The 24,490-nt window shown below is 71.7% G+C and carries 19 protein-coding genes and 1 pseudogene; 17 read left to right on the top strand and 3 right to left on the bottom strand.

Annotated elements, in window-relative coordinates; genetic code table 11:
- Nucleotides 1-93 precede the first annotated feature (93 nt).
- The 8 genes and pseudogenes from DA075_RS23190 to DA075_RS23160 all read left to right on the top strand — a co-directional run.
- Complete coding sequence (locus DA075_RS23190; protein ID WP_099955227.1) at nucleotides 94-3,378, top strand: efflux RND transporter permease subunit; 3,285 nt, start codon at nucleotides 94-96, stop codon at nucleotides 3,376-3,378.
- Nucleotides 3,379-3,566: 188 nt separating this feature from the next.
- Complete coding sequence (locus DA075_RS23185; RefSeq protein WP_099955226.1) at nucleotides 3,567-5,138, top strand: efflux transporter outer membrane subunit; 1,572 nt, start codon at nucleotides 3,567-3,569, stop codon at nucleotides 5,136-5,138.
- 73 nt (nucleotides 5,139-5,211) lie between these two features.
- Nucleotides 5,212-6,831, top strand: coding sequence for an ABC transporter ATP-binding protein (locus DA075_RS23180; RefSeq protein WP_099955225.1), 1,620 nt, complete (start codon nucleotides 5,212-5,214; stop codon nucleotides 6,829-6,831).
- The gene (locus tag DA075_RS23175) at nucleotides 6,828-8,036 is read left to right on the top strand and encodes a phosphopentomutase (protein WP_099955224.1); all 1,209 of its coding nucleotides are present in this window, start codon (nucleotides 6,828-6,830) and stop codon (nucleotides 8,034-8,036) included. Before DA075_RS23180 ends, DA075_RS23175 begins: the two co-directional genes overlap by 4 nt.
- A gap of 69 nt (nucleotides 8,037-8,105) precedes the next feature.
- Entirely contained in the window at nucleotides 8,106-9,485 is a 1,380-nt protein-coding gene (locus DA075_RS23170; RefSeq protein WP_174800112.1) for a cytochrome P450, read from the top strand.
- 80 nt (nucleotides 9,486-9,565) lie between these two features.
- Nucleotides 9,566-10,204, top strand: a complete 639-nt coding sequence (locus tag DA075_RS23165; RefSeq protein WP_099955223.1) for a TetR/AcrR family transcriptional regulator — start codon at nucleotides 9,566-9,568, stop codon at nucleotides 10,202-10,204.
- Between the two features lie 127 nt (nucleotides 10,205-10,331).
- Nucleotides 10,332-10,478, top strand: a complete 147-nt coding sequence (locus DA075_RS36750; protein WP_164712466.1) for a hypothetical protein — start codon at nucleotides 10,332-10,334, stop codon at nucleotides 10,476-10,478.
- Nucleotides 10,469-10,689 (top strand): annotated as a pseudogene (locus DA075_RS23160) (SDR family oxidoreductase); the annotation flags it as partial. The gene DA075_RS36750 and the pseudogene DA075_RS23160, both read left to right, overlap by 10 nt.
- A gap of 185 nt (nucleotides 10,690-10,874) precedes the next feature.
- Here DA075_RS23160 and groL read toward each other — a convergent pair.
- On the bottom strand, nucleotides 10,875-12,515 hold the full coding sequence (gene groL / locus DA075_RS23155) for a chaperonin GroEL (RefSeq protein ID WP_099955222.1): 1,641 nt from the start codon (nucleotides 12,513-12,515) through the stop codon (nucleotides 10,875-10,877).
- A gap of 103 nt (nucleotides 12,516-12,618) precedes the next feature.
- Nucleotides 12,619-12,906, bottom strand: coding sequence for a co-chaperone GroES (gene groES / locus DA075_RS23150; RefSeq protein WP_048433003.1), 288 nt, complete (start codon nucleotides 12,904-12,906; stop codon nucleotides 12,619-12,621).
- 253 nt (nucleotides 12,907-13,159) lie between these two features.
- On the opposite strand from groES, the gene DA075_RS23145 reads away from it, so the two are divergent.
- The gene (locus DA075_RS23145; RefSeq protein ID WP_099955221.1) at nucleotides 13,160-14,173 is read left to right on the top strand and encodes a magnesium transporter CorA family protein; all 1,014 of its coding nucleotides are present in this window, start codon (nucleotides 13,160-13,162) and stop codon (nucleotides 14,171-14,173) included.
- 7 nt (nucleotides 14,174-14,180) lie between these two features.
- Here DA075_RS23145 and DA075_RS23140 read toward each other — a convergent pair whose 3' ends face one another.
- Entirely contained in the window at nucleotides 14,181-15,047 is an 867-nt protein-coding gene (locus DA075_RS23140; RefSeq protein WP_099955220.1) for a DMT family transporter, read from the bottom strand.
- 169 nt (nucleotides 15,048-15,216) lie between these two features.
- On the opposite strand from DA075_RS23140, the gene DA075_RS23135 reads away from it, so the two are divergent.
- The 8 genes from DA075_RS23135 to DA075_RS23100 all read left to right on the top strand — a co-directional run bounded on the left by DA075_RS23135 (nucleotide 15,217) and on the right by DA075_RS23100 (nucleotide 24,389).
- Complete coding sequence (locus DA075_RS23135) at nucleotides 15,217-16,461, top strand: glycosyltransferase family 4 protein (RefSeq protein WP_099955219.1); 1,245 nt, start codon at nucleotides 15,217-15,219, stop codon at nucleotides 16,459-16,461.
- 114 nt (nucleotides 16,462-16,575) lie between these two features.
- A complete protein-coding gene (locus DA075_RS23130; RefSeq protein ID WP_099955218.1) occupies nucleotides 16,576-18,006 on the top strand; it encodes a polysaccharide biosynthesis C-terminal domain-containing protein in 1,431 nt (476 codons plus the stop codon).
- A gap of 49 nt (nucleotides 18,007-18,055) precedes the next feature.
- Nucleotides 18,056-18,394, top strand: a complete 339-nt coding sequence (locus DA075_RS23125; protein WP_099956752.1) for a nucleotidyltransferase domain-containing protein — start codon at nucleotides 18,056-18,058, stop codon at nucleotides 18,392-18,394.
- 139 nt (nucleotides 18,395-18,533) lie between these two features.
- Nucleotides 18,534-19,712: an FAD-binding protein gene (locus tag DA075_RS23120; protein ID WP_099955217.1), complete on the top strand. Its 1,179-nt coding sequence runs from the start codon at nucleotides 18,534-18,536 to the stop codon at nucleotides 19,710-19,712.
- A gap of 43 nt (nucleotides 19,713-19,755) precedes the next feature.
- Nucleotides 19,756-20,163: a VOC family protein gene (locus DA075_RS23115; protein ID WP_099955216.1), complete on the top strand. Its 408-nt coding sequence runs from the start codon at nucleotides 19,756-19,758 to the stop codon at nucleotides 20,161-20,163.
- Nucleotides 20,164-20,247: 84 nt separating this feature from the next.
- The gene (locus DA075_RS23110; protein WP_099956751.1) at nucleotides 20,248-21,144 is read left to right on the top strand and encodes a metallophosphoesterase family protein; all 897 of its coding nucleotides are present in this window, start codon (nucleotides 20,248-20,250) and stop codon (nucleotides 21,142-21,144) included.
- Nucleotides 21,145-21,286: 142 nt separating this feature from the next.
- The gene (locus DA075_RS23105; protein WP_099955215.1) at nucleotides 21,287-23,563 is read left to right on the top strand and encodes a CDC48 family AAA ATPase; all 2,277 of its coding nucleotides are present in this window, start codon (nucleotides 21,287-21,289) and stop codon (nucleotides 23,561-23,563) included.
- 220 nt (nucleotides 23,564-23,783) lie between these two features.
- The gene (locus DA075_RS23100; protein WP_244936299.1) at nucleotides 23,784-24,389 is read left to right on the top strand and encodes a L,D-transpeptidase; all 606 of its coding nucleotides are present in this window, start codon (nucleotides 23,784-23,786) and stop codon (nucleotides 24,387-24,389) included.
- The last annotated feature ends 101 nt before the right edge of the window (nucleotides 24,390-24,490 follow it).

The raw sequence follows: 24,490 nt of genomic DNA, 5'->3' as shown, positions 1-24,490 counted from the left end.
AAGCGTGGTTCCCCTTTCCCGCCCCGCTCTGCGGGGCACCCTCCCCCGTGGAGGGGGGAGGGTTGTTGGCGGTGCGCCCGGGGTCCACCGCCCGTGAACCTCTCCGCCCCCTTCATCCTGCGCCCGGTCGCGACCACCTTGCTCACCCTCGGGGTGCTGCTCGCCGGCCTGTTCGCCTTCGTGCGGCTGCCGGTGGCGCCGCTGCCGCAGATCGACTTCCCGACCATCCTGGTCCAGGCGCAGATGCCCGGCGCCAGCCCCGACACCATGGCGACCACCGTGGCCGCGCCCCTGGAGCGGCGCCTCGGCCAGATCGCCGATGTCGACCAGATGACCTCGACAAGCTCGGTCGGGTCGACCCGGATCGTGCTGCAATTCGGGCTCGACCGGGACATCAACGGCGCCGCCCGCGACGTGCAGGCGGCGATCAACGCGGCGCGGGCCGACCTGCCGACGGCGCTCCGCTCCAACCCGACCTACCGCAAGTTCAACCCGGCCGATGCGCCGATCCTGATCCTCGGCCTCACCTCCAAGACCCTGAGCCCCGGCGCGCTCTACGATTCCGCCGCGACCGTGCTCGCCCAGAAGCTGTCGCAGCTCGAAGGGATCGGCAATGTCGAGATCGGCGGCTCGTCGCTGCCGGCAGTGCGGGTCGAGCTCGATCCGCACGCCCTGTTCCATTACGGCATCGGGCTCGAGGGCATCCGCGCGGCGCTCGCCAGCGCCAACGCCAACTCGCCGAAAGGCGCGATCGAGGCCGGCGAGCGGCGCTACCAGCTCTACGCCAACGACCAGGGCCGCAAGGCCGCGGATTACCAGGACATCGTCGTCGCCTACCGCAACGGGGCGGGCGTCCGCCTGCGCGATGTCGGCCAGGTGGTCGACGGCGTCGAGGACCGGCGCAATCTCGGCCTCGTCAACGGCCAGCGCGGCGTGCTCTTGATCGTCTACAAGCAGCCCGGCGGCAACGTCGTCGAGACGATCGACCGGCTGAAGGAGGCGCTGCCGCAGCTCAAGGCGGCGCTGCCGGGCGACACCGAGCTGATCGTCACCGGCGACCGCTCGCTCACCATCCGGGCGTCGCTGGCGGAGGCCGAGCGCACGCTGATCATCTCGGTCGGCCTCGTGATCCTGGTGGTATTCTGTTTCCTGCGCTCGGCCCGGGCCACCCTGATCCCGGCGGTGGCGGTGCCGATCTCCCTGGTGGGCACCTTCGCCGCGATGTGGCTGTGCGACTACAGCCTCGACAACATCTCGCTGATGGCCCTCATCATCGCGGCCGGCTTCGTCGTCGACGACGCGATCGTGGTGCTGGAGAACATCCAGCGCCACATCGAGGACGGGCGCTCGCGGGTCGAGGCGGCTCTGCTCGGCGCCCGCGAGGTCGGGTTCACGGTCCTGTCGATGAGCCTGTCGCTCATCGCGGTGTTCCTGCCGATCCTGCTCGCCGGCGGCCTGATCGGGCGCTTCTTCCAGGAATTCGCCGTCGTCCTGTCGCTGTCGATCCTGATCTCGCTCGTCGTCTCGCTCACCACCACGCCGATGATGTGCGCCCGGTTCCTGAAAGCCGAGGTCCCCGGCGCCCGGCCGGGCCTGCTGGCGCGGATCCTGGAGGGGGCCTTCTCGGGGCTGCTCGGCTTCTACCGCGTCACCCTCGACCGGGCGCTCCGCCACGGCGTGACCGTGATGCTGGTGCTGCTTGGGGCGGTCGTCCTCAACGTCTACCTCTACGTGATCGTGCCCAAGGGGTTCTTCCCCCAGCAGGATACCGGCCAGATGATCGGCGGCATCCAGGCCGACCAGCGCATCTCGTTCCAGGCGATGAGCGCCAAGCTGCGCCGCGCCGCCGCGATCGTCCAGGCCGATCCGGCGGTCGAGAGCGTGGTCGGCTTCACCGGCGGAAGAGGCACCAACTCGGCCAACGTGTTCGTGGGCCTGAAACCCTTGGGACAGCGCGACCCGATCAGCGACGTGATGGGCCGCCTGCGGCCGAAACTCTCAGGGATCCCGGGCGCGCGGCTCTACCTGTTCCCGCGCCAGGACTTCATGGTCGGCGGGCGCCAGAGCTTCTCGCAGTACCAGTATACCCTCCAGGGCGACACCAGCGAGGACCTCTACACCTGGACCCCGAAGCTGCTGGAAGTGATGCAGAAGGACCCGACCTTCACCGACGTTACCTCCGACCAGCAGCAGGGCGGGCTGGAGACGCGCCTCGTCATCGACCGCCCCACCGCCTTCCGCTACGGCCTGACCCCGGACCAGATCGACAACACCCTCTACGACGCCTTCGGCCAGCGCCAGGTCTCGACGATCTACAACCCGCTGAACCAGTACCACGTCGTGATGGAGATCGCGCCGCGCTACCTCGACAACCCCGAGACCCTGAAGCTCATCTACGTCTCGACCTCCGGCGCGCGGGCCCGCGGCGCGGCCACCACCAACGCGGTGGCCGGCACGGTCGCGAGCGCCGCCACCGCGACCACCGACGCGAACGCCGCCGCCGCCCAGGTCGCCACCGATTCGGCCCGCAACGCCGCCACCAACTCCATCGCCTCGGCCGGGCGCTCCAGCGCCTCGTCGAGCGCCGCGGTCAGCAGCGCCAAGGAGACGATGGTGCCGCTCTCGGCGTTCGCCAGCTTCGAGGCCGGCTCGACCCCGGTCCAGGTCAGCCACCAGGGCCTGTTCGTGGCGACCACGCTGTCGTTCAACCTCGCGCCGGGCAAGAGCCTGAGCGACGCCACCGCGGCCATCGACGGCCATATGCGCGACCTGCGGATGCCGGCGACCATCCACGGCGAGTTCGCCGGTGCGGCGAAGAGCTTCCAGTCCTCGTCCTCGCGCCAGCCGCTGCTCATCCTGGCGGCCCTGCTCGCGGTCTATGCCGTGCTCGGCATCCTCTACGAGAGCTGGGTCCACCCGCTGACCATCCTGTCGACCCTCCCGTCGGCCGGCATCGGGGCGATCCTGGCGCTGATGATGGCCGGCGAGGAGTTCGGGGTGATCGCGCTCATCGCGGTGATCCTGCTCATCGGCATCGTGAAGAAGAATGCGATCATGATGATCGACTTCGCGCTCGACGCCGAGCGCACCCGGTCCTTGAGCCCGCGGGAGTCGATCCGCGAAGCCTGCCTCTTGCGCTTCCGGCCGATCATGATGACAACCCTGGCCGCACTCCTCGGAGCTTTGCCGCTGATTCTCGACGGCGGCGAGGGCTCCGAGCTGCGCCGTCCCCTCGGCATCGCCATCGTCGGCGGCCTCATCGTGAGCCAGGTCCTGACCCTCTACACCACCCCCGTCGTCTACCTGTACCTCGACCGGTTCCGGCTCTGGGTCGGCCGCCGCCGGGGCTCCGCCACGCGGGCGCTGCCGGCCGAATGACCGCTCTTTCCGATTTCATTGTCCTGAACGATCGCGCGCAGCCGAACCCTCTTCCCACGGATCTCGGGCTTGCCCGAGATCCGCATCCACGTGCCCAAGCCGGGCAAGCCCGACTTGGGTCGGGGGAGGGTGCCCCACGAAGTGGGGCGGGAGAGGGAACCGCGACGCTGATCCAGCTGGCGTCCTTCATGAAGCGCGAGCCCTCACCGGAAGCGCCATCCCCTCTCCCGATCCGGCCTCACGGCCGGGCCACCCTCCCCCGAAGAGGGGGGAGGGTGGGTGGTGGCGCCCCGCATCTGGCGGCAGCGACCCTGCTTCCCCTTCTCCTCGCCGGCTGCCTCGTCGGGCCCGACTATGCCCGTCCCACCGTCGAGACGCCCCCCGCCTTCAAGGAGGGCGGCGCCCGGCCGATGCCGCCGCGCAACTGGCGGCCGGTGCGGCCCCTCGACGAGGCGGAGCGCGGCGACTGGTGGCGGGTGTTCCGCGACCCCGCCCTCGACCGGCTGATCCGCCTGATCGACGTCGACAACCAGAACCTGCGCGCCCAGGTCGCCGCCTACCGGCAGGCCCGCGCCCTGGTGCAGGAGGCCCGCGCCCAGCTGTTTCCCACGGCGCTCGGCGCTCCTTCGATCAGCCGCGCCAGCACCGGCGGGGTCGAGCGCACCACCCTGACGCTGCAAGGCTCGGCAACTTGGGAACTCGACCTGTTCGGGCGCATCCGGCGCACGATCGAGAGCGACGTCGCCGCCGCCCAGGCCAGCGCCGCCGACCTCGCCTCCGTGCGCCTCGCGCTGCAGACGCAACTCGCCACCGCCTACTACCAGCTCCGCTACCAGGAATCGCTTCAGAGCCTGCTCGAGCGCACCGCCCAGGCCTATCAGCGCTCGCTCGACATCACCCAGAACCAGTACAATGCCGGCGTCGCCGCCCGCTCGGACGTCATCACCGCTCAGACCCAGCTCCAGACCACCCAGGCCAATGCCATCGCGGTCGGGCTGCAGCGGGCGAACCTGGAGCATGCCATCGCGACGCTGATCGGCCGGCCGCCCTCCGAGGTGTCGCTGGCCCGCGGCGCCCTGCCGATGCGGCCGCCCGCCGTGCCGGTCAGCCTGCCCTCCGACCTGCTGGAGCGCCGGCCCGACATCGCGCTCGCCGAGCGCACCGTGCAGTCGCAGAGCGCCCAGATCGGCGTCGCGGTGGCTGCGTTCTTCCCGACCGTCACCCTCTCGGCGAGCGGCGGCATCGCGGGCGATCCGGCGCGCAACTTCTTTGCCGCCGCGAACACGTTCTGGTCGGTGGCGGCCTCCGGCAGCCAGGTGCTGTTCGACGGCGGCGCCCGCACGGCGGCGCTCCAGGCCGTCGAGGCGGCCTACGACTCGGCGGTCGCCAATTACCGGCAGACGGTGCTCGCGGCCTTCCAGCAGGTCGAGAACGGGCTCGCCGGCCAGCGCATCCTCGCCCGCCAGCAGGCGGCGCAGGAACTGGCGGTGCAGTCGTCGCGCCGGGCGGTCGAGATCGCGCTGAACGAGTATCGGGCCGGCACCCAGAACTACACCACCGTCGTCACCGCGCAGGCGCTGGAACTCAACAACGAGGTCACGGCTTTGCAGGTGCGGCTCAACCGCTTCACCAACGCGGTGTCGCTGATCGGCGCGATCGGCGGCGGCTGGGACACGCGCAGCCTGCCGAGCGGCGAGGAGCTGAAAGCCTTCCGGCCCCTGCCGATCGACAGCGGCCAGGCACCGCGGGTGGACGAGTAGGGCGGTTGTTTGCGCGCGCCTGGGAATGACCTACACCGGTTCCCCGGCGCTCCGCCGCCCTAGCACTGAGCCGATGACCGACCCGCTCCTTTCCGTCCAGGATCTCTCCGTCGCCTTCCGCCAGGGCGGGCGCGAGACTCGCGCCGTCGAGCGGGTGTCCTTCGCCATCGCGCCGGGCGAGACCGTGGCCCTCGTCGGCGAGTCGGGCTCCGGCAAGTCGGTGACCGCGCTGTCGATCCTGCGCCTCGTCGACGGCGCGACGCCGGAGGGGCGGATCCTGTTCAAGGGCCGCGACCTGCTGACCCTCTCCGAGCCGGAGATGCGCGCGGTCCGCGGCGCCGACATCACCATGGTGTTCCAGGAGCCGATGACCTCCTTGAACCCGCTGCACCGCATCGCCGAGCAGGTCGGCGAGGTGCTGCGGCTGCACAAGGGGATGAGCGGCGAGGCGGCCCGCGCCCGCACGCTGGAACTCCTGAACCTCGTCGGCATCCGCGACGCGGAGCGGCGCCTCGGCGCCTATCCGCACGAATTGTCGGGCGGGCAGCGCCAGCGGGTGATGATCGCGACGGCGCTCGCCTGCGAGCCGGACCTGCTGGTGGCCGACGAGCCGACGACCGCCCTCGACGTCACCGTCCAGGCCCAGATCCTGGCGCTGCTCGCCGACCTGAAGTCGCGCCTCGGCATGGCGATGCTGTTCATCACCCACGATCTCGGCATCGTGCGCCGCGTCGCCGACCGGGTCTGCGTGATGCTCCAGGGCCGCATCGTCGAGACCGGTCCGGTCGCCGCGGTATTTTCGGATCCACAACACGACTACACCAAGCGCCTGCTCGCCGCCGAGCCGAAGGGCCGCGGCAACCCGGTTCCGGACGGCGCCCCGATCCTGGTCGAGGCCGGGCCGATCCGGGTGCATTTCCCGATCAAGACCGGGCTCCTCCGGCGCACCACCGGCCACGTCAAGGCGGTGGACGGGGTGGCGCTCAGCGTGCGCGAGGGCGAGACCGTCGGGGTCGTCGGCGAATCGGGATCGGGCAAGACCACGCTCGGCCTCGCCATCCTGCGCCTCATCGCCTCGGACGGACCCGTGGTCTATCTCGGCCGGCGCATCGACGGGCTGTCGGCCCGCGCCATGCGGCCCCTGCGGCGCGAGATGCAGGTGGTGTTCCAGGATCCCTACGGCTCGCTCTCGCCCCGGATGTCGGTGGCCGAGATCGTCGCCGAGGGGCTGGAGGTGCAGGGGAAAGGCCGCAGCGATGCCGAGCGCCGCCGGACCGTCGCCCGGGCGCTCGACGATGTCGGGCTCGATCCGGCGGCGATGGACCGCTACCCGCACGAATTCTCCGGCGGTCAGCGCCAGCGCATCGCCATCGCCCGCGCCATGGCGCTCGATCCGCGCTTCGTCGTCCTCGACGAGCCGACCTCGGCCCTCGACATGTCGGTCCAGGCCCAGATCGTCGAGCTGCTGCGCGAACTCCAGCGCCGGCGCGGCCTCGGCTACCTGTTCATCAGCCACGACCTCAAGGTGGTCCGGGCGTTGGCCAACCGCGTGATGGTGATGCAGGGCGGCCAGGTGGTGGAGGAGGGCGCGGCGGAGGAGATCTTTTCTGCGCCCCGCACCGAATACACCCGCGCCCTGTTCGCCGCCGCCTTCGACATGGCGGCGGCCCCGGCCGGGGCGGTCAGCGAATGAGCCGGGCGCTCCTCATCGTCCTCGATTCGGTCGGCATCGGCGGCGCCCCGGACGCGGATGCATTCGGCGATGCCGGCGCCGACACGCTCGGCCACATCGCCGAGGCCTGCACTGACGGGCGCGGCGACCGGGCGGGCTTGCGCGCCGGCCGGTTACGCCTGCCGCACCTCGCCGGCCTCGGCCTCGGCCTCGCCGCGCGAGGTGCCAGCGGACGGATGCCGCCCGGCCTCGCCCCTTCCGGCCCCGTCGAAGGCGCGTGGGGCCACGCGGTCGAGAGCGCGCAGGGCAAGGATACGGTGTCGGGCCATTGGGAAATCGTCGGCGTGCCGGTGGACTTTGCCTGGGGCCGCTTCCCGGCGACGCGGCCGGCTTTTCCGGCCGAGCTGACCAGGGCCCTGATCGAACAGGGCGGGCTGCCGGGCATTCTCGGGGATTGCCACGCCTCCGGCACCGCGATCATCGAGGAGCTGGGCGCGGAGCACGTCCGGACGGGGAAGCCGATCTGCTACACCTCCGTCGACAGCGTGTTCCAGATCGCCGCCCACGAGGAGGCATTCGGGCTCGACCGGCTCTATGCCCTCTGCACCATCGCCCGCCGTCTCTGCGATCCCTACCGCATCGGCCGGGTCATCGCCCGGCCGTTCACCGGCGACCAGGCCTCGGGTTTCACCCGCACCGCCCACCGGCGCGACGATGCGGTGCCGCCGCCCGCCGACACGCTCCTCGACCGCCTGAATGCCGCCGGCCGGCCGGTGGTGAGCGTCGGCAAGATCGGCGACATCTTCGCCCATCGCGCGACCGGCCGCGAGATCAAGCCCGGCGGCAACGATGCCTGCCTCACCGCCGCCCTCGACGCCCTCGCCGGCCTGCCCGATGGCGGCCTCGTCTTCGCCAACCTCGTCGAGTTCGACACCGAGTACGGCCATCGCCGCGACGTGCCGGGCTATGCCGCGGCTTTGGAGCGCTTCGACGCGCGGGTGCCGGAGATCCGGGCAGCGCTGAAGCCCGGCGACCTCTGCCTCGTCACCGCCGATCACGGCAACGACCCGACCTGGACCGGCACCGACCACACCCGCGAGCAGGTGCCGGTGATCGTCTTCGGACCGGAGGTAGCCCCCGCATCCCTCGGCCGGATCGGCTTTGCTGAGATCGGCCGGATGGTGGCGCGCCATCTCGGCGTGGCGGAAGCGGAGCGGCTCGCGTAAATCTTGCGGGGTCCGTCCCGTCACGTCGTTCGGGCGCCCCCGGAGACCCCCCTTGTCCGAGTCGCCCCCTTGTCCCTGACGGCTCCCGACACGCGGCCCGGTTACGCGCCGCCGGTGCCGGCCCTCGCCGAGCGGGTCGGCTGGCTCAGGCTCCTCGGCGCTTTTCGGCGCAACACTCTGGAGGCGTTTCCCCGCGCCTGCCTCGACGCGCCGGCGGTGACCATTCCGCTGCCCGGCGGCCGTATGGTGCTGCTCTCGACCCCGGCCGGGGCGCGCCACGTCCTGCTCACCGCCACCGACGACTTCGTGCGCCTACCCGCCGGCCGGCGGGTGATCGGGCCGATCGCCGGGCGCGGCCTCGTGCTCGCCGATGGCGAGGCCTGGCGTCACCAGCGAAAGGTGCTCGCCCCCGCCTTCACGCCCCGCACCCTGCCCCTGATGCTGCGTTTCGTCGCCCGCAGCGCGGAGGAATCCTGCTGCCGGCTGGAGGCCGGCCTCGGCGCGCCCGCGGATCTCCGGGGCGAGATGCAAAGGGTCGCCCTCGACATCGCCACCACCTCGATGTTCTCCCTGGAGACCGGGGCGCTCGGCGCCGAGATCCGGGCGCTGGTCTCCGGCTATCTCGACCGGCTGGGCAAGCCGACCGTGACCGATTTCCTGTTGCCGCCGGGCTGGCCGACCCCGTCGAGCCCGCGCCGAGCCCTGTTCCGCCGCCGGTGGCTCCGGCTGGTGGGGGCGGTGCTGGAGGCGCGGCGCGGGCAGGGGGCCCAAGGACAGGGGGCCTGGGGCGCGCCGCGCGACCTGTTCGACCTCCTGATCGAGGCTCATGGCGACGCGCCGGGCGGTCTGCTCGCCGACGAGGTCGGCACGCTGATCGTCGCCGGCCACGAGACCACCGCCTCGACCCTGTTCTGGGCCTGCACCCTGCTCGCCCGCGAGCCGGGCATGCAGGACGCGCTCGCCGCGGAAGCGACCGGGCTCGATCTGTCCGAGGCGGGCGCCGCCGCAGCGCTGCCGTCCTTGCGGCTGGCGAAGGCGGTGGCGCAGGAGACCTTGCGGCTCTATCCGCCGGTCTACGTCATCGCGCGGCGCGCCGCGCGGGCGAGCGTGGTCGAGGGCACCACGATCCCGGCCGGCAGCATCGTGATGATCCCGACCTGGGTGCTCCACCGCAACCCGCGCTGGTGGGACCGGCCGGAGGTGTTCGACCCCGGGCGCTTCCTCGACCGCCCGGAGCCCGACCGCTTCGTCTACCTGCCCTTCGGCGCCGGGCCGCGGATCTGCATCGGCGCGCAGCTCGCGCTCGCCGAGGCGACCCTGGTCCTCGCCCGGCTCGCCCGCGCGTTCCACCTGCGGCTTGCCGACGACCGGCCGGTCCTGCCGGTAGCGACCACCACGGTGCGGCCGGACCACGTGCCGCGCTTCCTTCTGAAGCGACGCGCGGGTTGAGCCTGCCGCCCGCGAAAAAATGCTCTATGGGGCTGTGCAGGCGGCCGATTCCGGCCCCTTGATCAAGAGACAGAGACACGGTGCGACCCTGGCGCAGCGGCCCGTCCGACCGGCGCGGCTACCATCACGGCAACCTCAAGGAGGCCCTGATCGAGGCCGCGCGCCGCTTCATCGCGGAGCGCGGGATCGGCGGCTTCACCCTGGTCGACGCGGCGCGCCTCGTCGGCGTGTCCCCGGCGGCGCTCTACCGCCATTTCCGCGGCCGCGAGGCCCTGCTGGAGGAAGTGGCCGAGCGCGGCTTCACAGAGCTCGCCGCCCGCCTCGCCCGGGCGCTGCGTGGGCCCGGCACGCCGCTGGAGCGCTTCACCCGCATGGGCGAGGCCTACCTGACCTTCGCCGAGGAGGAGCCGGGCTACTACGCGGCGATCTTCGAGGCCCGGCCGATCGGCCCCGACGGCGGCCCGCCCGCGCAGGCGCCGCGCGACCGCGACGCCTTCGGGCTCCTGGTCGAGGCCCTGCGGAGCACCTTCCCGGACGGCTTCTCGGCGAACGTCGATCCGCGCTTCGTCGCCCTGGAGGTCTGGGCGCTGTCCCACGGCATCGCGACGCTCGCCGCCGCCGGCCGGCTGCCGACCGGGCCCGGCCTGCCGACCAAGTACGACCTCCTGCGGGCCGGCGTGCTCGCCATGGTGCACGGGGCGACGGCGCGGGCGGGGTAGAGGGCTCGGCGCCCCATCCGTGTCGCCCGTCATGCAGACGCTCTCACCCTCCATTCAGGATGAGATCCTGAATGGGCGTCTCGACCCGCAGCGGCGAACTGGCTCCCTCCCGCGGGCGAGGCCGATCATGCAGCAGCCGACCGGACAGGCCCGCATCGTCACCGAGCGCGACGGGAGTGCGGGCGCCGCGACCGCGGCCGAGATCGGCGCCCGGTTCTTCCGCCTGGATGTCGGCCGGAAGAGGACTGGCTGCGCCTCGCCGATGCCATCCTGACGCCGATCTGGGAGCCGATGCTCGGGAGGGGCCCGGGCGCGAGGCGCGGATGGCGGCCCTCGTGGCCGATACCCCGCTCGAGCGCTTCGGGCGTCCGGAGGAGATCGCGGCGGTAGCGGCGATACTCGCCTCGGACGAGGCTGCTGACATGACGCGGGCCGAACTCAACCTGGATGGGGGGCTGGCGGGATCGGCGGCGAGCCCGGGGTGACCTGGCTCCCGCAGCGGCTCGCAGATGGCCGTGACAGGTGAACCTTGCGCATCGCGCCCACCGGGGAGTGGTCAATCCTTGGGGTGGAGCGTCGAATGCATGAGACCGCGACGCATCCTCCCAACGGAAAAGGGGCCGCCTCGCGGCGACCCCCTCCCGTCTCTCGGGACTGGCTGGCGAAGGACTTAGAAGTCCATGCCGCCCATGCCGCCGCCCGGCATGGCCGGAGCAGGGCTGTCCTTCTTCGGGGCGTCGGCGACCATCGCCTCGGTCGTCACCAGCAGGCCGGCCACCGAAGCGGCGTCCTGCAGGGCGGTGCGCACGACCTTGGCCGGGTCGACGATGCCGGCCTGGATCATGTCGACGTACTCTTCGGTCTGGGCGTTGAAGCCGTAGGTCTCCGAGTCGCCCTTGTCGCTGATCTTGCCGACCACGATCGAGCCCTCGACGCCGGCGTTGCTGGCGATCTGGCGGATCGGGGCCTCAAGGGCCTTCAGGACGATCTTGATGCCGGCCTGGACGTCGGCGTTGTCGCTCGTGAGAGCGGCCACGGCCTTCTTGGCGCGCAGGAGCGCGGTGCCGCCGCCGGGGACGATGCCTTCCTCGACCGCCGCGCGGGTGGCGTGGAGAGCGTCGTCGACGCGGTCCTTCTTCTCCTTGACCTCGACCTCGGTCGCGCCGCCGACGCGGATCACCGCGACGCCGCCGGCGAGCTTGGCCAGGCGCTCCTGGAGCTTCTCGCGGTCGTAGTCCGAGGTCGTCTCCTCGATCTGCGCCTTGATCTGCTGGACGCGGGCCTCGATGTCGGCCTTCTCGCCGGCGCCGTCGATGATCGTGGTGTTCTCCTTCTCGATGCGGACGCGCTTGGCGCGGCCGAGCATCGGGAGGGTCACGTTCTCGAGCTTGATGCCGAGGTCCTCGGCGATCATCTGACCCTGGGTCAGGATCGCGATGTCCTCGAGCATGGCCTTGCGACGGTCACCGAAGCCCGGCGCCTTCACGGCCGCGACCTTCAGGCCGCCGCGCAGCTTGTTGACCACCAGGGTGGCCAGGGCCTCGCCCTCGATGTCCTCGGCGACGATCAGCAGCGGCTTGCCGGTCTGGACGACGGCCTCGAGCACCGGCAGCATCGCCTGGAGCGACGACAGCTTCTTCTCGTGGATGAGGATGTAGGGATCCTCGAGCTCGGCGATCATCTTCTCCGCATTCGTGATGAAGTACGGGGAGAGGTAGCCGCGGTCGAACTGCATGCCCTCGACGACGTCGAGCTCGGTCTCGGCGGTCTTCGCCTCCTCGACCGTGATCACGCCCTCGTTGCCGACCTTCTGCATGGCATGGGCGATCATCTCGCCGATGTCCTTGTCGCCGTTGGCCGAGATCGTGCCGACCTGGGCGATCTCCTCCGAGGCCGACACCTTCTTGGCGCGGCTCTGGATGTCCTTCACGGCGGCCTGGGTGGCGAGGTCGATGCCGCGCTTCAGGTCCATCGGGTTCATGCCGGCGGCGACGTACTTGGCGCCCTCGCGGACGATCGCCTGGGCCAGCACGGTCGCGGTGGTGGTGCCGTCACCCGCGATGTCGTTGGTCTTCGAGGCCACTTCGCGCACCATCTGGGCGCCCATGTTCTCGAACTTGTCGGCGAGCTCGATCTCCTTGGCGACGGTGACGCCGTCCTTGGTGATCCGCGGCGCGCCGAAGCTCTTCTCGATCACGACGTTGCGGCCCTTCGGGCCGAGCGTGACCTTCACGGCATCCGCCAGGATGTCCACGCCGCGCAGCATCTTCTCGCGGGCGTCGGAGGCGAAACGAACGTCTTTCGCTGCCATGGTGAATCCTCACTTCAGATCGGTGTTGCAGGGAAAACCCTCCGGCGTCAGCTCCCGGTCGGGGCGCCGCCGTCAGGCTTCGGGGCTGGTCAGGGGGTGGCGATTACGCCAGCACGCCCATGATGTCGGACTCCTTCATGATGAGGAGGTCCTTGCCGTCGATCTTGACCTCGGTGCCCGACCACTTGCCGAACAGGACGCGGTCGCCGGCCTTGACGTCGAGGGGGTTCAGCTTGCCGGACTCGTCGCGGGCGCCGGGGCCGACGGCGACGATCTCGCCCTCTTGCGGCTTCTCCTTGGCGGTATCCGGGATGATGATGCCGCCCTTGGTCTTCTCCTCGCTCTCGATGCGACGGACGACGACACGGTCGTGCAGCGGACGGAATTGCATGTGCTGCCCTCTTGCTTCGCAGAACGCATTGCGGTTGGTGCTGGCGCCGAAGCCGCCTTCCAACCCGGGCATTAGCACTCTCGTGAGGTGAGTGCTAAGGCTGGCGTGGAGATAATCGGGGCGCGGGTTTGAGTCAAGACTCTGGTGTGTGGCCTCCACGGCACGCTCCGCGCCGTGTCCCACCCTTCGGCCCCACCCTTCGGACCCCACCCTTGGCCGCCCCCTCTGCCGCCCTCAGGAGCCCACCCTTCGCATGATCACGCTGCACGGCTCGGAGGGCGTCGTCGCCGAGGGCCAGGATTGCGCGGCGCGGCCCCTGCCGGCCCATGGCACCTGGCTCGACCTCGACGACCCGAGCGAGGCCGAAACCGCGCTCGCGGAGACGGTGACCGGCCTCACGGTCCCATCCCGCTCGGCGCTCAGCGAGGTGCAGAACTCGCGCCGCCTCAACCGGCGCCGGGACGCGTTCTACTTGAGCACCCCGATGGTCTCGTTCCGCGACGACGACCTGAGCCTGCGCCCCCTCGGCTTCGTGCTGACGCCGGAGCGGCTGCTGACCGTCCGGTTCCAGCCGCTCGCCGCCTTCGACACCGTCAAGGCGCGCCAAGCGGAGCGGGACGGACCGGCCTCCAGCGTCGAGACCTTCCTGGCGCTCGTCGAGGAGCTGATCGACCGCCTGGCCGACACCCTCGAGACGCTGAGCGACGAGCTCGATTCGCTCTCGACCCGGATCTTCACCTTCGACACCAGCGCCAACGGCAACGGCCGCCGCGAGGAATCGGGGCCCAAGAGCTTCGCACCCAAGCGCCGCGACCTCGCCCTGCGGCGCCTGCTGCGCGCCATCGGCCGGCGCGGCAAGGCCCTGTCGAAGCTGCGCGCTGCGCTCCTCGGGCTCGGCCGCATCCTGCCATACGTCGCCGGCGAGGCGGAAGGCTGGTTGAAGCCCGAGGAGAGGGCCCGCTGCGAGAGCCTGCGCCTCGACGTCGCCTCCCTCGACGAGTTCGAGACGCGGCTGTCCGAGACGGTGCAGTTCCTGCTCGACGCCACCCTCGGCCTCATCAACATGGAGCAGAACAACACCTTCCGGGTGCTCACGGTCGTCTCGGTGATCGGCATTCCCCCGACCCTGATGGCCTCGGTCTACGGCATGAACTTCAAGCACATGCCGGAGCTGGACTGGACCTTCGGCTATCCGTTCGGGCTCGCGGTGATCGCGGCGAGCGCGCTGGTGCCGGCTGTTTATTTCAAGCTGAAGGGGTGGTTCTGACGCCCGCTCACCGCCGCGCCGCCAGCGCCGACCCGGCCAGGATCAGACCCGCACCCCCCAGCGTCGCCACCCCCGGCACCTCCCCGAAGGCGACGTAGCCGAGGCCGATCGCCCAGAGGAGGGCGGTGTATTCCATCGCGGCGAGGCGCGACGCCTCGGCCTTGGCGTAGGCCCGGCTGAGCACCAGGTGGCCGGCGACGCCGAGCATGCCGACGAGGACGAGGAGCGCCCAGTCGGGCGTGGCGACCGGAATCCAGGTCCAGGCCGCGGGGGCGGCCAGCATCGCGGCGGGGCCGGCATTCTGGATCGCCACGATGGTCACCACCGGGTCGTGACGGGCGCGGGCGCGCAGCAGCACCATCGAGAGCGCGTAGGTGAGGGCGGAGGCGAGGATGGCGGCGATGCCCCAGGCCGAGCCGGCCGCCCGGGGCGCGTCCGTCCCGACCTGTCCCGCCACCACGATCCCGACCCCGGCGAAGCCGACGAGGAGCCCGGCCCAGACCGGCGGCCGCACCCGCTCGCGCAGCAGGAGCGCGGCGAACAGCGCGATGAAGATCGGGCTCAGGAACGACAGGGCCAGCGCCTCGGCGAGCGGCAGCACCGACAGGCCGTGGAAGAAGCAGAGCGCGGTCGCGACCACCAGCACCGCCCGCAGGCCGTTCGTGCGCCAGGTCTCGGCCGAGGGCCAGCCGGGCCGCAACACCGCGAGCACGCCCGCCATCACGAGGGTGCCGACGAGGTAGCGGGAGAAGGCGATGCCGGTCACGCCGTATCGGTCGGACAGGCCCTTGATGGTGGCGTCCATCAGCGACAGGAGCCCGATGCCGAGGGCGGCGAGCAGGATCGCGGAGGCGGAGGAGGAGGGGGAGCGCATGGTGCAAGCCGGATGGCCCGGGGAGGAGCGCGGCGCAAGGCCGGTGGGCTCGGGGCGCTTAGGCGTTTCCTAAGGGGTCGGCTCCATCGTCGGCCTCGGATCCGCGTCGTCCGAAGGGAGCCAGACCGATGCTGCACGATGGTCCCGGCCGGCCTCGCGGGGGGCGTGGATGAGAATCGTCCTCGTCGCCGACCACGCCTCCATCAATGGCGGCCAGGCCAAGGTCTCGCTCGAGAGCGCGATCGGGCTCGCCGGCCGTGGCCACGAGGTCGTGCTGTTCGCGGCCGTCGGCCCGGCCGATCCGCGCCTGGCCGAGGCCGGGGTGCGCACGGTGCTCCTCGGCCAGACCGACGTGACGCAGGCCCGCTCCCTCGCGCGGTTCGGGGTGCAGTGGCTGTGGAACGGGACTGCTGCGGCCCAGCTGCGGGCCCTCGTCGACGAGTCCGATCCGCGCGACACGGTGGTCCACGTCCATGCCTGGGCCAAGGCCCTGTCACCGTCGATCGGGCCGGTGCTGCGGGGCTGCGCCGCGCCGGTGGTCTACACCGCGCACGAATACTACCTCGCCTGCCCCAATGGCGGCTTCTACGACTATCCCGTGGCCGCCGCCTGCCACCGGATTCCGAACGGGCCGGCCTGCCTCGCCCACAATTGCGATTCACGCACCTATCCGCGCAAGCTGATGCGGGTCGCCCGCCACGAACTGATGCGCCGCACCGGCCTCGTCGCGGGCATCGACGCCATGATCACCATCAGCAAGCTCCAGCGGGAGGTGCTGGCGCCGCACCTGCCGAAGGCGATGCGCTACTACGACGTGCCGAACCCGGTCGATGCCGAGCCCCTCGGCCACCGGGCCGGCCCGCCGGGCGACTTCGTGTTCGTCGGCCGCCTCTCGCCCGAGAAGGGCCCGGGGCTCTTCGCCGAGGCGGCGCGGCTGTCCGGGATGCGGGCAATCTTCGCCGGCGACGGACCGGCCCGGGCGGAGCTGGAGGCGCGCTACCCGGAGGCGCAGTTCCTGGGCTGGCAGAGCCCCGACCAGGTGAAGGCGGTCCTGCGCGGGGCCCGCGCCCTGGTCTTCCCGTCGGTCTGGTACGAGGGCCAGCCCCTCACCGTGCTCGAATCCTTAGCCCTCGGCACCCCGGTCCTCGTCAGCGACGTCTGCGCCGGCCGCGAGGCGGTGCGCCACGGCGAGAGCGGTCTGTGGTTCCGCTCGAACGATCCGCGCTCGCTCGCCGACGCCATGGCCCACCTCGCCAACGACGCGACGGCGATGCGGATGGGACGGAGCGCCTACGACCTGTTCTGGGCCGATCCCCTGACCCTGGAGCGGCACCTCGACGGGCTGGAGCGGGTGTACCGGGACGTGGCCGGGCGGGGAGGGCGGGCGACGCCGCCAGTGCGGGCAGTGGGGTAGAATCGTGAGCTCTGCTTCATGAAGAAGCCCGTGCTCCATACTCACACCGTTTTTCCAAGCAAATCCGCCCGAACCACGCCGTACGCCCGGCCTCTCGCACGAGCACCCACCCCAATGGCGGTCATCGCGGCCTTCGTGGTCAACGCGGTCATGAACCTGGCCCTCGGCCTGCTCATCGCGCAGATCCTGGGGCCGGCGGGGTTCGGCCGCTTCGCCCTCGGCACCGCCGGGGCGGTGGCGCTCAACACGCTGCTGTTCGAGTGGCTGCGCCTCTCGGCGACCCGGTTCTATTCCGAGCGCGTCAGACAGGCCGAGCCGTGGATCCGCGGGATGCTCGACCGCGCCTACCTCGCCACCGTCGTCGGGCTCGGCGGCGCGGCCCTTCTCGCTCTCGCCGGGCGCTCCCTCGTCGGCGATCCGGCCCTGCTCGCCTCGGCCGCCGCGGCGGCGGCGATCGGGCTTGGCCTGTTCGACTACGCGGCGGCCCTTGCCCGGGCCCGCTTCGTCGGCGGGCTCTACCTTCGCCTCGTCCTGGTCAAGAACAGCCTGTCCCTGCCGCTGATGGTCGGCACCGCCTGGACGACGGCGGACGCCGCCGCCGTGATGCTCGCCGGGGGGCTGAGCCAGTTCCTCGCCGCGCTCCTCGTCCGGCGCGCCTTCGCGGACCCGCCGATCGCCCACGTGGCAGCCCGCCGTCAGGACAGCCTCCGGCTTTTCATGGGCTACGGCCTGCCGATCGTCGCCGCCAACGTGGTCTACCAGCTGATGCCCTTCGCCAACCGCTGGGCCGTCGCGGCGGCGGCGGGCTTCGCCGAGGCGGGCTACTTCTCGCTGGCGGCGGATATCGGCGGGCGGATCTTCAGCACGCTCGGCGCCGCCCTCGACCTCCTGCTGTTCCAGATCGCGGTGCTCGCCGCGGAGACCCACGGCCACGAGGCCGGGGAGGAGCAGGTCGCCCGCAACGGCGCGGTGGTGCTGGCGCTGATCCTGCCGAGTGCCGCCGGATTCTGGGCCCTTGCCCCGGCGCTCGAGGCGATCGCGGTGCCGGAGGCCTTTCGCGGCCACTTCGTGACCTACACGCTCTTGCTGCTTCCGGGCCTCGTCGCCCTGGCGCTGATGAACTTCGCCCTCAACCCGATCTTCCAGATCCGCCGCCGCACCCTGCCCCTCGTCGCGGCGGGAGGTATAGGGGCGCTCGTCAACGGCGTCGCAGCCCTCGCCCTCGCCAGGCCCTTCGGCCCCCACGGCATCGCCGCCGCGCAGTCCCTGGGCTTCCTCGCCGCCATGCTGTTCCTCGGGATCCGTGCGCTCACCGGGCCGGGCCGCCTGCGGATGTCCTGGCGCGATCCGCTCGCCGTGGTTCTCGCCACCGGGGCGATGACCGTCGCGCTCCTCCCGTTGCGCGGGCTCAATCCCTGGCTCGCCCTGCCGGCCTGCCTCGTCGCCGGCGGCCTCGTCTACGGTGCCCTGGTCTGGCGCTTCGACATCGCGGGCTTGCGGACGGCCGTGCTCGCGCGGTTCGGCCGGGTCGTTCCGGCGGGGTAGGAGGTTGCGGCCCGTGCGATCCCTTTGCACGATCGAGCGCGAGGATCGCATGACCGACATTGCCCGCCGTGCCGATGTCGCGGAGGCTCTGAAGCCGCTCGTGTCCCGCATCGTCCGGGACGCGGCTCCGCTCGACATCCGGCCGTTCGGAAGCCGAACCCGGGGCGAGGCGCGGGCCGACAGCGACCGGGATCTGCTCGTCGTGCTCCCCGACGATGCCGACGACGCCCTGCTCGATCCGGTCTTCGGCTGGCGCCTCCAGCGGGACAGCGGGATCCGGGCGGACGTGCTGACGGCGACCCGGGGCGATCTCGACGCGGTCTGGGATGTTCCAAACACAATTGGATCCGTGCTCGCGCGAGAGGGTATCCGCCTGAACCCCGTCTGAGGTCGCCGTCACGACCTCGTCGGCGCGATCGCCGCCTCGACCGGACGCCCCCCCGCTTGCAACCCGCCCCGGTTGCCCGCAATGATCCGCGCCCCAATTCCCCGCGCCCCCGGCGCGGCCCTGTCCGAGCGAGCCCGCGATGAGCATCTACCAGCCCCGGAGCGAGGCGGAGGCCGCGACCCTGATCGGTGGGGCGGCGGCGCGGCGCGAGCGGCTGCGGCTCGTCGGCGGCGGCACCCGGGCGGGGATCGGCCGGCCGGCGCAAGATGAGGCGACGCTGTCGGCGGCGGGCCTGACCGGCATCACCCTTCACGAGCCGGCCGAGCTCGTCATCGCGGCGCGGGCCGGCACGCCCCTGGCCGAGGTCGAGGCGCGCCTCGCCGAGGGCGGCCAGATGCTGCCCTTCGAGCCGATGGACCACCGGGCGCTCCTCGGCACCTCCGGAGAGCCGACGATCGGCGCGGTCGCCGCCGGCAACATCTCGGGGCCGCGGCGCATCGCCGGGGGGGCGGCCCGCGACAGCCTGATCGGCGTGCGCTTCGTCAACGGGCGCGGCGAGGCCGTGAAGTCGGGCGGCCGGGTGATGAAGAACGTCACCGGGCTCGACCTCGTCAAGCTGATGGCCGGCTCCTGGGGCACTTTGGGCTTCCTCACCGAGGTCACCTTCAAGGTGCTGCCAGTTCCCGAGCGGACCGCCACCCTGGTGCTCTCCGGCCTCGACGATGCCCGCGCCGTCGAGGCGATGAGCCTCGCCCTCGGCTCGCCCTTCGAGATCACCGGCGCGGCCCATCTGCCGGAGGGGATCGACGGCCCGGCGCGCACGCTCCTGCGCATCGAGGGCTTCTCCGCCTCGATCGACTACCGCCTCGGCGAGCTGACCCGCCTGCTGCGCCGCTTCGGCAAACCCGACACGCGCGAGGGCGAGCCCGCCGCGACCCTGTGGCGCTCCGTGCGCGACGTCCTGCCCTTCGCCGGCGGCGACGACGCGGTGTGGCGCGTCTCGACCGCGCCGAGCCGCGGCCCGACGGTCACGGCCGCCATCGCGGCGGCCCGGCCGGCGCGCTGGTTCTACGATTGGGGCGGCGGGCTCGTCTGGCTCGCGACGCCGGCGACGGGCGATGCGGGCGCAAGCGACGTCCGGGCGGCGCTCGGGGGCGCCGGCCACGCGACGCTGGTGCGGGCGCCCGATCCCGTGCGGGCGGCGGTACCGGTCTTCGAGCCCCTGTCCGAGCCCCTGATGCGGATCACCGCCGGCCTCAAGGCCGCGCATGACCCCGCCGGCCTGTTCAATCCGGGGCGGATGTACGCCGGGATCTGAAACCTGACATTCATCGTCTTGTCGAGGGAGCGACCTCACGGCCATGAGCGTCATCTCGCATGTCTGCCTCGGCACGGCCGACCTCGCCCGCGCGATTTCCTTCTATGCCGCGCTGTTCGGGGAGCTCGGCCTCACGCTCCGCTTCCACGAGCCGGAGCGCGGATGGGCCGGCTGGATGCCGCTCGACGCCGACCGGCCCCTCGTGATCGTCGGCCGCCCGTGGAACGGCGAGGCCCCCGCTCCGGGCAATGGGCCGATGACGGCCTTCTCGGCCCGCTCGCGGGCGAGCGTCGACCGCTGCCACGCCCTGGCTCTGGCGGCGGGCGGCACCTGCGAAGGGCCGCCAGGGCTGCGGCCGCACTATCATCCGGCCTATTACGGCGCGTATTTTCGCGATCTCGACGGCAACAAGCTCTGCGTGGCGTGTCACGAGGCCGAAGGGGATGCGTGACGGCCCGGTCCGCTGCTACGGGGAAGCCGCCGCGACTCCGGCGCGACGGACCCGATCCCTTCTCATGCGTTCCTGTCCTCGATGATGTTCCGCCTCGCCCACCTCACCGATCCGCATGTCGGACCGCTGCCGCGCCCGCGCCTGCGCCAGCTGATGAGCAAGCGCGCCACCGGCTGGGTCAACTGGAGCCGCGGCCGCAAGCTCACCCACGACATGGAGATCCTGGCCGCCCTGGTGGCCGACATGCGCGCCGCCGCGCCCGACCACATCGCCTGCACCGGCGACCTCTGCAATATCGGCCTGCCGAGCGAGTGGGAGACCGCCCGGACCTTCATGGAGGGTCTCGGCGAGCCCGGCTTCGTCAGCTTCGTGCCCGGCAACCACGACGCCTATGTGCGCGGCTCGCTCAAAGGCCTCCTCGACGCGGTCGGCCCCTGGACCCAGGACGATACCGGCCGCGACAAGGTTTTTCCCTACCTGCGCCGGAGGGGACCGCTGGCCCTCGTCGGGCTGTCCTCGGCGATCCCGACCGCGCCCTTCGTGGCGAGCGGGCGCCTCGGCTCCGACCAGATCCGGGCCGCCGAGCGAATGCTGGCGGCGCTCGCCGCCGAGCCCGAGCGGCCGTGCCGGGTGGTGATGATCCACCACCCGCCCCATGTCGGCGGCGCCAAGGCGGGGCGCAATCTCACCGACGCCCACGCCTTCGAGGCGATGATCGGCCGGGTCGGGGCCGACCTCGTGCTGCACGGCCACAATCATGTCGGCTCGGTCGCCTTCCTGATGGCCCCCGGTGGGCGGCGCGTGCCGGTGATCGGCGCCCCCTCGGCCTCCGCCCGTGGCGGTGCGCTCAAGCACTGCGCCGGCTACCACCTCTACGAGATCGAGCGCAGCGGCACCGGCTTCTCCCTGACCGCCACCCTGCGCGGCCTCCTGCCGGAGGGGGGCCTCGGCGATCTCGGCACCCTGACCCTCAAGGCCTGACGGCACCCGCAACATTTCAGGCGAGCGGGCGTTCTCCCGCCGATGCGCGACCGTTCGCGGCCGCGCCGGTGCTGCGACGGGGCGGTGCGTCCTTCCCGCCCGCGGCGGGGCCTTTCGGGTCCCGAGGAGCGAGGTCACGCGGATGGCGGACGAATCAGGCGGCGTGAGAGCGCAGGTCGCGAATGCGCGGGCGGAGGATGTGGGACGGGGCGTCGCCCGGGTCAGCGCGGCGGTCCTGGCGAGCCTCGGCCTGCAGGAGGGCCAGCCGATCGAGATCATCGGCAAGCGCCACACCACGGCGCTCGCCATCGCGCTCGGCCAGGAGGACGAGGGCCTGAGCATCATCCGGCTCGACGGCCTCCAGCGCGTCAATGCCGGGGTCGGCTCCGGCGACCATGTCGAGATCCGCAAGGCCGAGGTGCGCCCCGCCACCCGGGTGGTGCTGGCCCCGGCGCAGAAGAACCTGCGCCTCCAGGGCTCGGGCGAGGCCCTGCGCCGCACCTTCTACCGCCGGCCGCTGGTCTCCGGCGACGTGATCTCGACCTCGGTCCCGTCGCGCTTCGCCCGCGACCAGGTGCCGGAGGAGCTGCGCCAGATGTTCAGCCTGCCGGCCTACGGCCTGCAGGAGATCCGCCTCGTCGTGGTCTCGACCCAGCCGGCCCGCGGCATCGTCCAGGTCACCGCCGAGACCGAAGTCGAGCTGCGGCCGCTCTACGAGGAGCCGAAGGAAGTCCGCCGGGCCGACGTCACCTACGACGATATCGGGGGCCTCGGCACCACCGTCGACCAGGTGCGGGAGATGGTGGAGCTCCCCTTGCGCCATCCCGAGCTGTTCCAGCGCCTCGGCATCGACCCGCCGAAGGGCGTGCTGCTCTACGGGCCTCCCGGCACCGGCAAGACGCTGCTGGCCCGCGCCGTGGCGAACGAGACCGAGGCGCAGTTCTTCCACATCGCCGGCCCGGAGATCATGGGCAGCCAGTACGGCGAATCCGAGCAGCGCCTGCGCCAGATCTTCTCCGAGGCCCAGCGCAACGCGCCCGCCATCATCTTCATCGACGAGATCGACTCGATCGCCCCGAAGCGCGAGGAGGTCCGCGGCGAGGTCGAGCGGCGCATCGTCGCCCAGTTGCTCACCCTGATGGACGGCCTCGAGCCGCGCCAGAACATCGTGGTGATCGGCGCCACCAACCGGCGCGACGCCATCGACGAGGCCCTGCGCCGCCCCGGCCGCTTCGACCGCGAGATCATCATCGGCGTGCCCGACGAGCCCGGCCGCCGCGAGGTGCTGACGATCCACACCCGCGGCATGCCGCTCGGCGACAATGTCGACCTCGACGAGATCGCCCGCACCACCTACGGCTTCGTCGGCGCCGACCTCTCGGCCCTGGCCCGCGAGGCGGCGATGGACGCGCTGCGCCGCGTCCTGCCGCAGATCAACCTGAAGGACGGCATCCCGCCGGAGATCCTGGAGACGCTCCAGGTCTGCCGCGAGGACTTCCTGAACGCCTTGAAGCGGGTGCAGCCCTCGGCCCTGCGCGAGATCATGATCCAGGTCCCGAACGTCACCTGGGACGATGTCGGCGGCCTGGGCGAGGTGCAGACCAAGCTGCGCGAGGGCGTCGAGCTGCCGCTTCGCAAGCCGGAGGCCTTCCGCCGCATCGGCATCCGCCCGGCCAAGGGCTTCCTGCTGTTCGGGCCCCCCGGCACCGGCAAGACCCTGCTTGCCAAGGCGGTGGCCCGCGAGGCGCAGGCGAACTTCGTCGCCACCAAGTCCTCCGACCTTCTCTCCAAATGGTACGGCGAATCCGAGCAGCAGGTCTCGCGCCTGTTCGCCCGGGCTCGCCAGGTCGCCCCGACGGTGATCTTCATCGACGAGATCGATTCCCTCGCCCCCGTGCGCGGCGGCGGCCTCGGCGAGCCCGCCGTGACCGAGCGGGTGGTCAACACGATCCTCGCCGAGATGGACGGCTTGGAAGAACTGCAAGGGGTGGTGGTGATGGCCGCCACCAACCGGCCGAACCTCGTCGACCCGGCCCTTCTGCGACCCGGTCGCTTCGACGAGCTGGTCTACGTACCGGTGCCGACCATCGCGGGGCGGCGCCACATCCTCGGCATCCACACCCGCGCCATGCCGCTCGCCGACGACGTCGACCTCGACGGGCTGGCCGAGCGCACGACGCGGTTCACCGGTGCCGATCTCGAGGACCTGACCCGCCGGGCCGGCCTGATGGCGCTCCGCGAGAACCTGTCGAGCGAGCGGGTGACCCAGGCGCATTTCGACGCGGCCTTGCGGGAGACCCGCGCCTCGGTGACGCCGGAGATGGAGCAGGATTACGAGACGATGCTGCGCACCCTCAAGCAGGAGGGCCCGCAGCGCCAGCCGATCGGCTTCGTGCCCCTGCGCCAGGCGGCGGAGTAGTCGCATCCCTCCACGCAAGCGGGCGCTTGATGCAAGCCCGGCCGGGCGTCGGCGTGCATGCGCCGGAGGCCCTGCCGTCGACCCGTCGATGGCAGGGCATGACGGCAGGTTGGCCTGTGGCGCGAAAGCACCAAGGGCCTGACGGCGATTGTGTCTGCCCTGTTTTCGCCACAGCCCGGCGGCCAACCCCGTTCGACCACATTCGAACGGGAGGGGGACCATGACCCGTCTGACCGCGCCGCGGCGCCGCTTGAGGCCGCTCTTGAACGCCGCCTTGGCAGCCGCCCTGATCGCCGCCCCGCTGGCCGTGCCGGGGCCGGCCCAGGCCATCAGCCTGCTCGACCGCGGGCCGATCGCCGACTTCCTGACGGTCTTCCGCCAGCAGGGCGTGCCGCGCCAGACCATCGGCTGGAACAGCCCCTACAAGCCCGGCACGGTGGTGATCTCGACCAGCCAGCGCCGTCTCTACTACATCCTGCCGAACCAGGAGGCGGTCCAGTACGGCGTCGGCGTCGGCCGCGAGGGCTTCTCCTGGTCCGGCACCAAGACCGTGACGATGAAGAAGGAATGGCCGTCCTGGCGTCCCCCTGAGCAGATGATCAAGCGCCGCCCCGACCTGCCGCGCTACATGGCCGGCGGCAACGACAACCCGCTGGGTGCCCGGGCGCTCTATCTCGGCTCCTCGCTCTACCGCATCCACGGCTCGAACGAGCCGGAGACGATCGGCGCGGCGGTGTCCTCGGGCTGCATCCGCATGACCAACCGGGACGTGATCGACCTTTACGATCGCGTGAAGGTGGGGACGAAGGTGGTGGTGCTGCCGTAGGAACCTGGAGAACCGCCTGCTCGTGCCCGATGATGGCCGGCGGCTGATGTCGGAGCCGGGCGCGCCGCGGGAAGCGCCGGACGATCACCAGGGGAGGGAGC

Origin of the sequence: Methylobacterium currus, from assembly GCF_003058325.1 — a bacterium.
GTDB classification, from domain to species: domain Bacteria; phylum Pseudomonadota; class Alphaproteobacteria; order Rhizobiales; family Beijerinckiaceae; genus Methylobacterium; species Methylobacterium currus.
This window is presented reverse-complemented; position numbering and strand designations above follow the sequence as displayed.